Here is a 10,065-nt window from a genome sequence, read left to right on the forward strand (position 1 = left end):
CCAAAGGCATGCCAAGGGGCCATCCGAACTCCCGAATTGTCAATGATTTCAGTCAAGACGAATTAATGCGAGGGACAGGCAAAAAGGTCATGGCCCAGGGTTCATTTGAAATGTTCGACCCCACCCCTCTAACGTTTTAAAGGATTTTTCCATATCCTGTATTTTGATTTCAACATTGTTTTACCCAGCATATGGGCGGCTGCGGGCGTTGTCAAGATAATAAACAGCATAATACCGATCACACGGGAGGTTACCTGCACACAGATACCATCATTTCATAATGGAAATAAACCAGCAGAACCACAGCGGCTTTCAACCGTCGAAAATATGCGGTATCCATGCCGAATGGCTGGATCAGCCATAAACAGGCCAGTCCCAGTAAAAACCCGACAGAAAAATCGATGATACTGTATTCATTATTGACCAGTACCCAGGCGCCGGCAAAAATGAGATTTAGGATCAGATAGGTCATGGCCTTTCTCCTAAAACCGCTTGAATATAAAGAAACGGATCCAAAAGCTGCATCGCGGCCCTGTCCGCAAACAGGAAAAACGGTTCTGCTGCCAGTCCGATAATGATCGTTACCAGGAAAATAACGCTCAGGATTTCAACCAGCAGCTGTGTTATCAGCGTTACCGGCACCTCGAAACATTCGCTGCCTGACGGCAGCCATTGGGTGACAACATCAATTAAAGATTTGACCCGGTTGTGATACCCAAAGATTGCAGCACCCAGCAGCAGTGACACGCCGCTCAGTAACAGCGGCAGATTCAGGCCCTGCCATAATTTGAGTGTTTCTATCTCAAGTCCTGGATTGACAACCAGACTTGCGAAAACAATCAGGGCAGTGTTGAGCCATTCAAGGCCGAAAATGGTTATCCCCAGTCCCAAAAAGGCCAGACATAACGGCGGCACCCACAAAAACAGGTGTTTTTCAACAGATTTAACCGGCACGCTGTTCTCATCCTGGGATGAAAAAAAGGGTTTGATGACAATGATAAACGCAAGCGCCGCCATGATGGAATGAACAAGAACAAGTATGGCTGTCTGCGCATATGAAACACCGAGGGCCGCTTTATACATATATTCTTTGCTGAGGAATCCGGGCAGCGGCGGAATGCCTGCCTTTGACAAAGCGGATAACCCCGCAGCAACAAAGCTCATTTTAAGGATACCCCCTAACCCGGCAAGGCGATGATACTCTTTGGTACCGGCTGCTTTGTCTACGGTGCCGACCACCATGAAAAGCGCTGCCTTGTAAAGGGCATGGGCAATGATAAACATCAGGGCCGCTGATATGGCATAGCGATTGCCAAAGGCCAGCAGGTAGACACCCGCCTTGACCATGGTAGCGGAATGGAGATAGGCACTGACCGGTGCCGGCGCTGACATGGCACCGGTCACCAGCATGGCTTGAAGCGCATTTTTCCTGGAAATCTGCTGATCATGATTGAATCCGAGATTTAACTGAGATCTTTTTTATGACGGGAGTCGGGCTCCCGGTTTTGATTACCGAAAAGAATCCGGTCAAAGTTCGAAACATCTGCTTTTGACGATTTCAGCACCAGAAAATAACCAATGCTCATGGAAAATACCACACCGGCTATAGCCCAGACATACTCTGAACCGATTGTACTGAAATCGAGAATAATAATCTTCCGGGCAATGGCCATGAGAGCCGTTGCCATGACAATCTGAACATGGATGACATCCTCCCGGAGGTAGACACAGATATTCACAAATATTTCGATGGCGATGAGAACCGCCATGAATGCTCCGAACGTTGCAAGAATATCGCTGATGGTCAACAGAAATCTGGGCGGCGACATCAGTTTTTCATACAGCACCCAGCACACATCAACCACGCCCCAGATAATAACAGCTGTCATAATGAGGGCCATAACCCTGACGGCAAACCTTATCACTGAATGAAGTTTTAATATCAGCGGCTCATCGTTCCTGTCATGATCATTCATAATTATACTCCTGTTTCAATTCATTATTACTCTGATGATATTGCATCCAAGATATTGAGCCCTTCTCCCTTATTTTTGACCGCCAGAATCGGTCTGTCAAGTTTTCTTATCAATCCTTCTGTAACACTGCCCAGAAGAATTGCAGCAATATCACCGCTGCGGCCCCTGGCACCGACAACGATCAGGCCAGCTCCCATCTTCTTTGAAAACATGAGTATGCCGTCAACAACGTCATTGCTTTTTTTAAAAAAAGGTTTGATAGCAATTGATTTTAGATCGACTTTTGGTAATAATGCCCTTAATTTCGATTTTGCATTATCCAGCATAATGTCGGCGAATTCCTCATGGGATTTGCCTGTCTTATGGTATTCTGTCGGAACTTTGTAATTATTGAGGATATATATCTCTTCCAATCCGGCTGCCTTGGCAAAAGCACTGCCCACATCCAGGGCATTTAACGCGTGATCGGAAAAATCCACAGCTACCAGTATTTTTTCAAGCAGGGCTTTTGCTCCCTTGGGAACAATCATGACCGAGCAGAACGCTTTTCTTGCCAGCTTTTCCGAAATGGCTTTTTGGGCCGCCATTTCAGTTGAATGATGGCCGACAATCAAAAGGTCAATATCATATTTTTTTGTGTATGAGATCAACTGTCCCAAAAGTGGTCCTTCCAGGGGGCTATAGATTTTTTGTGTATTTTCGTGGCCGTTAAAGTGTTGTTCAACAATCTGTTTCATCAAGTCTTCAACTGCTGTTTCGACCGGGGATGCAATTTGCGGATAGATCTTTTTGATTTCTTCAGGAATATCAAATGTGTCAGACACATATACAAAATGTAATTCATCTGATTTGGCCATCTTAGACAATATTCCCGCGTACTGAATCAGTTTTTCATCATGGTCATCCAGATTAAGACAAATCATTATTTTTTTGTACCGATACATAGAGCCTCCTTTAATCATCTACCTGATGTTTATATTTCGCCGTTATTTTCAGCCTTCACTTTTTGATACCATTTCTTATGCCCATACAACTGATCTGCACAAGGCGTGCATAAGCTATGGCTGAAAGACGCTTCGGATCTTTTTTCAATAGTACTTGCAAGATCAATAATTTTTTGCCACTTGATCAATGTGTTCTCGGGAATTTCGGTACGATTGGTTTCTGTCATGAGAATTACCCCTTTATTTGACTATAATCAAAAATGAACATGCCTTATTAAACTTTTATAATGCAAAAATAAGGGTTTGACCACGCCCTAAAGGGTTAGCATCATCTCAAATTGTCCGTGGCCGGGGGGCAAATTAAGATTTTTTGTAAAAGCCTTAAAAGTGTCTAATGTTGAATCTATGTTGATTAATTTAAATGGGTCCTGATCCAATTGATCGATAAGGTGAAACAGCAGAGCAGTACCATATCCATTTCGTCTGCAGGATTTGCTTATGGCAAGGTGAGGAATATCACCTGTTGCGGGTTCAATAATACCATACCCGACAATGGTGTTACCATCACAGATGGTAAAGATCTTAAAACAGTCTTTTTTCCGTTCAACAGCATAGATGCTGTTCTGCCAGGAAGGAATCATATCCCAAAACGTTTTAAGAAATTGCCAGTCCGGTGTTTGGATCTCTTTAATAGTAAGTCCTGGCCCCGGTTTTGATTTAAACTCAGGAAAATCTTTTTTACTCGCCACATAATAATCAAAGGTACGGGATATTTTGAATCCTAATTTTTTATATAAATCAACGGCTGAAGTGTTGATCTGAATGACTTCCAGCAAATATTGATCAATTTGTTTTTCTTTTAAAACAGGCAGGGAGGCCTCAAATATTTGAGTGGCAATCCCCTTGCTGCGATATTCTTTCTGGATACCCGTACCTGTGTCATAGGCGGTCAATCTTCCATTCCATTCTCCCAATCCGTTTAAAGTGAACCCCACCAGATTCTCATTCTCAAAAGCGCCATAAGATATATCGGGTTCATACCCTCGTCTTTCAATCATATGCTTTAATTGCTGGACACTGAACATCACAGGTTCTTCATAGTCGGAAAAAGCAGCAAGAAAGGCCTCATGAATTTGTTCAATAGGTGTATTTGTTAATGGTTTTATAATCATAATGTGCTAATTTTTACCACACAGGAACCGCTTGGTTCTTTTTTAAACACTCAAGATATTCAAGGACAACAGCAACGCCATGTTTGCAGTTGATGGCATAAGGACAGGTACAATAAGAATCCAGATATTCTCCATCTGTCATCTCTATGGTCGTCGCATACCGTTTTGTTCCGGACACCCAGGCGATCAAATCACCATTATCCGTTAATGATAAATCAGAAACACGGCCTTTCATCTGGTATTTGTGTCCTCTGTCGATGATCGCGTCTTCAAACCAGTCCTCAAGATCATCCCATCTGAGCCTGTGATAACCATGGGGTATCTTTTTCAAGACGGACTTCTATCTGAGTTTGCCCTTCGTCAGATTGATAAATTTCAATTTGGTTCTTTTCAGCCAATGCTATTTTCCCTAATTCAGAAGCCGTTATTATAAATTATTGTAATTGAATAGCATAAAAAAACAAAAATTTGCCACATATATTTCAATTTGGTTTACGCCGCCGTGAACTTTGAAAATAACCGGTATCATCCGGTTTATTTTCCATTTTGGGCTATTTGATTAAAATCGGTCATCTCCACAAGATCATTTTTAATACAGGAATGATAAATTTTTTTTAAATGAATCATATCTTTCCTTATAATTCAGGCAAAAAAGTATGCATTGTAAAAAATTGCAGGATACTTTTTTATAAAATATTATTTGTAGTCAATGGGGGCGATGCCCACATATTGTCGAAAGGTTTTTACAAAATGGCTCTGATCATAAAAACCACAAGTGACTGCGGTCCTTGCTACTGTTTTATCTGGACAAGTTCTGTTTGCCTTTGGGCCGAAGATTTTTCTAAAGGGTGCATGTTCAAGGTTTAATTAAACCCTGTTATTAAAATTTGACCAGATTCAAAAAATTAGAGTTGGCTTAAACTATAGCTCAAGATCAAATTAACATGCATTTTCTCTCGGATTCTTTTTTGGCGAACCACACCTGGAAAAAAATGGGCGAGAAGATGGGGCAAAAGAACTGGAAAAAAAGTTTGGACAGCTCCAGGAGATTTAAGCCTGCATCTCTATGCGTTGACCGGTGTCCGTGTTAAAAAAATGTAAGTTTTTAGACGGGATATCCAGGTGCAGGACCGTGTTTTTTTTGAAATGATACACAGACGGAAGGCGTAGGGTAACCTGGGTTTTATCCTGGCCCAGGTGCCCGTAGGCCAGGGTGTCTGACCCGAGTATCTCCACATGGTCCAGATCTAAGTGCAGCATCGCATCTGCTGCCTGGCCCAGCACAAAATGCTCGGGCCGAACCCCCATGATAATTTTTTGACCGCCATGACCTGGAAGACCGCCATTTTGAAGGGTCAGGCTGATATCCCGATGCAGGTGGACCTGACGTCCGTCAGCACTCACAACCGCCGTCAGAAAATTCATGGCCGGGGAACCGATAAACCCTGCGACAAACCGTGTGGCGGGTCGTTCATACACGTCCAGGGGGGTTCCGATCTGGGCGGCATACCCATTGTCCATGACGATCATCCGGTCACCCAGGGTCATGGCCTCGACCTGGTCGTGGGTCACATAGATGCTCGTGATTTTCAAGGTTTCCTGGAGCTTTCTTATTTCAAGGCGCATCTGCACCCGGAGTTTGGCATCCAGGTTGCTCAGGGGTTCATCAAACAGAAAGATCTTGGGCTCCCGGACAATACACCGCCCCATGGCAACACGCTGGCGCTGACCCCCGGAGAGCTGTTTGGGCTTGCGGTCTAAAAATTCTGTGATTTCCAGGATCCTGGCTGCATCTTCTACCCGTCGTTTAATTTCAGCTTTGGGCATTTTCCGGATCTTGAGCCCATAGGCCATATTTTTAAACACTGTCATGTGGGGATACAGGGCATAGTTCTGGAACACCATGGCAACATCTCTATCGGCCGGTTCCAGACGGTTCACCACGGTTCCATCAATGGAAACATCCCCTTTGGTGATCGTCTCAAGCCCGGCAATCATCCTCAGCAGGGTGGATTTTCCACACCCGGAAGGTCCCAGGATCACAATAAATTCTCCGTCTTGAATATCACAGCTGATGCCGTGGATCACCTCGGTTTTTCCAAAGGTTTTAAACACATTATCCAAGCTCACGTCGGCCATCATATCTTCCTTATTTTTCAGTCTCGGTCATTCCCTTGACAAATTGTTTCTGCATGAAGATCACAATCAAAATCGGCGGGATCATGGCCAGGATGGTGGACGCCATGATAATCTGCCATTCGGCCTGGCCTTCGCCAACATCCAGCATGCGTTTGATCCCGATTAAAAGCGTATAATAACTTTCATCCGTTGTGATCAGCAACGGCCACAGGTACTGGTTCCATCCATAAATGAATAAAATGACAAACAGGGCCGCAATCGAGGTGCGGGACATGGGCAGCAGGATATCAAAAAAGAAACGGATCGGGCCGCCGCCGTCGATTTTGACGGCCTCGCACAATTCATCCGGCACGGTCATGAAAAACTGACGAAACAAAAAGGTGGCCGTGGCCGAAGCAATCAGGGGCAGGATCAGGCCCGGATAGGAATCAAGGATTTTTAAATCCGCCGCCACCTTGTAGGTCGGTAAAATCCTCACCTCCACCGGCAGCATCAATGTGATGAAAATCAGCCAGAAAAAGAACATGCGGAACCGGAATTTAAAATAGACAATGGCGTATGCTGCCAGCAATGAAATAAAAATTTTGCCAAGGGTGATGCCAAGGGCCATGATCAGGCTGTTGAGCATCATGGTGCCCACAGTGGCCCCCACATCCCTTGGCCCGACACTCAGGGCGCTGGTGTAATTTTCCACCAGTTGGGTTCCGGGCAGCAGGGAAAAATGAGCAGTTATTTCATCAAGGCTGTGTGAGGAGGCCACAAAGGTCACATAGATGGGAATGACCAGCAGCAGCATCCCGAAAATCAAAATCGCGTGGGTTAAAAAAGTCAGCCATGGCCGATGTTCAACCATCATACCTCCTTAATAGTAAACCTTTCTCTCTATATAGCGAAATTGAACCACGGTAAGAGAGATGACAATGATCATCAATATGACGGACTGGGCTGCAGACCCGCCTAAATCAAGGCTGAGAAAGCCATCGTGATAGACTTTGAACACCATGATATTGGTCGCATAATTCGGACCGCCATCCGTGATCACGTGGATCACGCCAAAGGTGTCAAAAAAGGCATACACCACATTCATGACAATTAAAAAAAATGTTGTGGGCGACAGGAGTGGAAAGGTTATGGTCCAGAATCGCCGGAAAGGAGACGCCCCGTCAATGGACGCCGCTTCCAGAAAAGGCTTGGGGATTGCCTGGAGCCCGGCCAAAAAAAACAGAAAATTATAGGAAATTTCCCGCCAGGCCGCTGTAATGACCACAAGGAACATGGCCTGGCCCCCGTTCAGGCTGTGGTTCCATTCATACCCATAGATTTTCAGGTAAAGCGCCACAATCCCTATGGTGGGGTTAAAAAGAAAATACCACAATACGCCGGCCACGGCAGGGGCCACGGCATAGGGCCATATGATCAGGGTCTTATAGGTGGTGGCCCCCCTGATGGCCCTGTCGGCCATGCTGGCCAGGAGCAGGGAAACGGACATGGCAATGGCCGTGACAGAACAACTGAAAATGATGGTCACATAAATCGAGCGCAGATAGGTTTCGTCGGTAAAAATATAGGCAAAATTGGCCAGCCCGACAAAGGTTCTGGACAGCCCGAATGCGTCTTCCTGCAGGACAGATTGATATACGGCCTGGGATGCCGGCCAGATGAAAAAAAGAAGGGTGATGACGATTTGCGGGGCGACCAGAATATAGGGAAGCAATTTATGCTTGAAGATGACTCTCTTTTCCATGAAAAATCCTTTAGAAATATCGAGTGGCGGCTGAACGCCTCCTTGGGAAGGAAGGGGTTCAGCCTTGATCAATCCTCTTTATTTATTGGCTCTTTCAAATTTGCGCAATAACTTGTTACCTTCCTTGACAGCCGAATCCAGACCGTTTTTGGCTGTTTTATCACCGTTGAAGATGGCTTCCAGCTCGCTGTACATGACACTGCGCATCTGAACAAAATTACCAAATCTCAATCCTTTGGAATTGCTGGTGGGCTTGTTCAGGGTCATCTGCTTCAAGGCTGTTTCCATTCCGGGTTTTTCATCATAAACCCCCTGTCCTTTGGTCAGGTAATAGGCATCGGTTGTGATGGGCAGATACCCGGTGAACTGGTGCCAGTCGGCCTGGACAGCCGGGGATGACAGGTAGTTGAAAAATGTGGCAACCCCCCGGTATGCGTCTTTTGAATGTCCGGCCATGACCCAGAGACTTGCCCCGCCGATAATGGTGTTCTGGGGCGCGCCGGACACCTCCGGCCAATAGGGAAGCATGCTTGTTTTGAACTCAAACTGACAGGTTTTCGCGAACCCGGCATAGCCTGCCGAGGATTCCGTGTACATGGCCACTTCTCCGGAAGAAAACTTGGCATTGCCCAGGTTCCGCCGGCCCCCGTACACAAAGATTTTTTCTTTTTGCCAATCTGCCAATTGCTGGATGTGCTTTACATGCAGCGGGCTGTTAAAAATAAATTCTGTGTCCAGCCCGGCAAACCCATTTTCTTTGGTCCCGATGGGGACATTGTGCCATGCGCTGAAATTTTCCATCTGGATCCAGGAGATCCAGGCGGTGGAAAAACCCGTGTAGCCGGCCTTGACCAGCTTTCTTGAATAGTCGGCCACCTCTGGCCAGGTTTTTGGCGGTTTGTCCGGATCAAGCCCTGCCTTTTTAAAGGCGTCCACATTATAGTAGAGGATGGGTGTCGAGCTGTTGAAGGGCATGGACAGCATTTTTCCCTCACTGGTGGTGTAGTAACCGGTCACCGTGGACAGATACACCGTGGGATCAAACGGGAGTCCTGATTCGCCCATGACCTCGTAAACCGGCTTGATGGCACCCTTTGCCGCCATCATGCTGGCCGTTCCCACCTCAAACACCTGGAGGATGTGGGGGGGATTTTTTGATCGGAAGGCCGCAATGCCGGCGGTCATGGTATCTGCATAGTTCCCCTTGTAGGTGGCCACCACTTTATACGTATCCTGCAATTTGTTAAACCCGTCGGCTATGGCATTGACCTTTTCCCCAAGCCGTCCGCCATGGGCATGCCACCAGTTTATCTCGGTGACGGCCTGGGCAGACGCTACAGACAACCCCAGAATAAAAACAGCCATTATCAAAACGAATCGATACCTTTTCATTTATACACCTCCTTGTTATTGAAGCTAAAAAAATGAAATCATATCCCTGGATATACGATACATATTCAGGATATTTGTTTGAGTAGGATTTTTTTCACCAGAACAGGCGGTTTTCAAGGGAACAGGAAATTACTTTCAATCGAACGAGAATTTTTTCCACGATAAATAGAACTTCCTACAATTAGGATATAGGGCAGGAGCTTGCGTTTTGTCAATCAAAATAAATAATTTACATTCAGTCCTAATAATTAGTGTTGAAATGTAACACACATCTACGGCTTGACCGTAGAATGCTTTTGTTGTTTTAGCAGCCACTCGTATGCTGTCATAACCTCAACCCATTTTGGTAACATATCCAAAGGAATCCCCATGTTTCCGGTTATCAATAGGCTTTTGCTATTTTTGATCCTCTTTCTGGCTTTTTCCAATCCGTTTATTTCCCGGCTGAAATTATCTTGATCTAAGGTTTCTGTGACCTGAATAATTACTCATCTCTCTTTTCACTACTGCCGGGTCATATTTTTCCACATATGTTACCATGTAAACAGAGAAAATTTGGTCAATAAGCCTGTAAATTCAGAGCTCCTGACATTAAGCTTCAAAAAGCCTTATTTTAAAGGGTTTTACTTGACTTTTGGGTAAAAATATCGTAGGTTAAGCTGCATCCAAAAAAGGAAAATATAATGCTTCAAACCTAC

12 protein-coding genes are annotated in these 10,065 nt (G+C 45.3%); all 12 read right to left on the bottom strand.

Annotated features, from left to right (window positions below; translation table 11 throughout):
* Positions 1-250: 250 nt before the first annotated feature.
* Positions 251-472, bottom strand: a complete 222-nt coding sequence (locus Q1Q15_RS22705) for a Na+/H+ antiporter subunit E (RefSeq protein ID WP_300464934.1) — start codon at positions 470-472, stop codon at positions 251-253.
* Positions 469-1,410, bottom strand: a complete 942-nt coding sequence (locus tag Q1Q15_RS22710) for a proton-conducting transporter membrane subunit (protein ID WP_300464935.1) — start codon at positions 1,408-1,410, stop codon at positions 469-471. Before Q1Q15_RS22710 ends, Q1Q15_RS22705 begins: the two co-directional genes overlap by 4 nt.
* 53 nt (positions 1,411-1,463) lie before the next feature.
* Complete coding sequence (locus Q1Q15_RS22715; protein ID WP_300464936.1) at positions 1,464-1,976, bottom strand: phosphate-starvation-inducible PsiE family protein; 513 nt, start codon at positions 1,974-1,976, stop codon at positions 1,464-1,466.
* Between the two features lie 26 nt (positions 1,977-2,002).
* A complete protein-coding gene (locus Q1Q15_RS22720) occupies positions 2,003-2,920 on the bottom strand; it encodes a universal stress protein (RefSeq protein WP_300464937.1) in 918 nt (305 codons plus the stop codon).
* A gap of 29 nt (positions 2,921-2,949) precedes the next feature.
* Entirely contained in the window at positions 2,950-3,147 is a 198-nt protein-coding gene (locus tag Q1Q15_RS22725) for a hypothetical protein (RefSeq protein WP_300464938.1), read from the bottom strand.
* Between the two features lie 87 nt (positions 3,148-3,234).
* Positions 3,235-4,092, bottom strand: coding sequence for a GNAT family N-acetyltransferase (locus tag Q1Q15_RS22730; protein WP_300464939.1), 858 nt, complete (start codon positions 4,090-4,092; stop codon positions 3,235-3,237).
* Between the two features lie 13 nt (positions 4,093-4,105).
* Positions 4,106-4,423: an SWIM zinc finger family protein gene (locus tag Q1Q15_RS22735; RefSeq protein ID WP_300464940.1), complete on the bottom strand. Its 318-nt coding sequence runs from the start codon at positions 4,421-4,423 to the stop codon at positions 4,106-4,108.
* Between the two features lie 365 nt (positions 4,424-4,788).
* On the bottom strand, positions 4,789-4,929 hold the full coding sequence (locus Q1Q15_RS25605) for an AraC family transcriptional regulator (protein WP_363321037.1): 141 nt from the start codon (positions 4,927-4,929) through the stop codon (positions 4,789-4,791).
* Positions 4,930-5,142: 213 nt separating this feature from the next.
* On the bottom strand, positions 5,143-6,231 hold the full coding sequence (locus Q1Q15_RS22740; RefSeq protein WP_363321038.1) for a sn-glycerol-3-phosphate import ATP-binding protein UgpC: 1,089 nt from the start codon (positions 6,229-6,231) through the stop codon (positions 5,143-5,145).
* 10 nt (positions 6,232-6,241) lie between these two features.
* The gene (ugpE, locus tag Q1Q15_RS22745; protein WP_300464942.1) at positions 6,242-7,087 is read right to left on the bottom strand and encodes a sn-glycerol-3-phosphate ABC transporter permease UgpE; all 846 of its coding nucleotides are present in this window, start codon (positions 7,085-7,087) and stop codon (positions 6,242-6,244) included.
* A gap of 6 nt (positions 7,088-7,093) precedes the next feature.
* Positions 7,094-7,975, bottom strand: coding sequence for a sn-glycerol-3-phosphate ABC transporter permease UgpA (gene ugpA, locus Q1Q15_RS22750; RefSeq protein ID WP_300464943.1), 882 nt, complete (start codon positions 7,973-7,975; stop codon positions 7,094-7,096).
* Positions 7,976-8,053: 78 nt separating this feature from the next.
* A complete protein-coding gene (gene ugpB, locus Q1Q15_RS22755) occupies positions 8,054-9,367 on the bottom strand; it encodes a sn-glycerol-3-phosphate ABC transporter substrate-binding protein UgpB (RefSeq protein WP_300464944.1) in 1,314 nt (437 codons plus the stop codon).
* Positions 9,368-10,065 lie beyond the last annotated feature (698 nt).

The sequence above is a fragment of the Desulfobacula sp. genome, from assembly GCF_030145145.1.
GTDB lineage: Bacteria > Desulfobacterota > Desulfobacteria > Desulfobacterales > Desulfobacteraceae > Desulfobacula.

Coding starts and splice junctions, on each gene's coding strand:
- Q1Q15_RS22705 (WP_300464934.1), bottom strand. CDS start 472: ATGACCTATCTGATCCTAAATCTCATTTTTGCCGGCGCCTGGGTACTG.
- Q1Q15_RS22710 (WP_300464935.1), bottom strand. CDS start 1,410: ATGCTGGTGACCGGTGCCATGTCAGCGCCGGCACCGGTCAGTGCCTAT.
- Q1Q15_RS22715 (WP_300464936.1), bottom strand. CDS start 1,976: ATGAATGATCATGACAGGAACGATGAGCCGCTGATATTAAAACTTCAT.
- Q1Q15_RS22720 (WP_300464937.1), bottom strand. CDS start 2,920: ATGTATCGGTACAAAAAAATAATGATTTGTCTTAATCTGGATGACCAT.
- Q1Q15_RS22725 (WP_300464938.1), bottom strand. CDS start 3,147: ATGACAGAAACCAATCGTACCGAAATTCCCGAGAACACATTGATCAAG.
- Q1Q15_RS22730 (WP_300464939.1), bottom strand. CDS start 4,092: ATGATTATAAAACCATTAACAAATACACCTATTGAACAAATTCATGAG.
- Q1Q15_RS22740 (WP_363321038.1), bottom strand. CDS start 6,231: ATGGCCGACGTGAGCTTGGATAATGTGTTTAAAACCTTTGGAAAAACC.
- ugpE (WP_300464942.1), bottom strand. CDS start 7,087: ATGATGGTTGAACATCGGCCATGGCTGACTTTTTTAACCCACGCGATT.
- ugpA (WP_300464943.1), bottom strand. CDS start 7,975: ATGGAAAAGAGAGTCATCTTCAAGCATAAATTGCTTCCCTATATTCTG.
- ugpB (WP_300464944.1), bottom strand. CDS start 9,367: ATGAAAAGGTATCGATTCGTTTTGATAATGGCTGTTTTTATTCTGGGG.